General features: G+C 45.3%; 1 tRNA gene. It reads right to left on the minus strand.

Features of this window, described 5'->3' with window-relative positions:
• Positions 1–134 precede the first annotated feature (134 nt).
• Positions 135–210: transfer RNA gene (locus AC0L3S_RS39435), tRNA-Ile, on the minus strand.
• Between the last annotated feature and the right edge of the window lie 55 nt (positions 211–265).

Consider the following 265-nt stretch of genomic DNA (forward strand, 5'->3'; position numbering starts at 1 on the left):
CCACGCCTTAAACATCTACTACTGACCAGAACACCCGCCGCACTTCTTCCTTGAAATGGCGTTAGTCATGAAATATAGACCGCCATCGAGTACCCCTTGTACCCTTAACTCTTCCTGATACGTAAATAATGATTTGGTGGCCCTTGCTGGACTTGAACCAGCGACCAAGCGATTATGAGTCGCCTGCTCTAACCACTGAGCTAAAGGGCCTTGAGTGTGCAATAACAATACTTATAAACCACGCAATAAACATGATGATCATATG

It is taken from the genome of Bradyrhizobium sp. Ken01 (assembly GCF_055807355.1).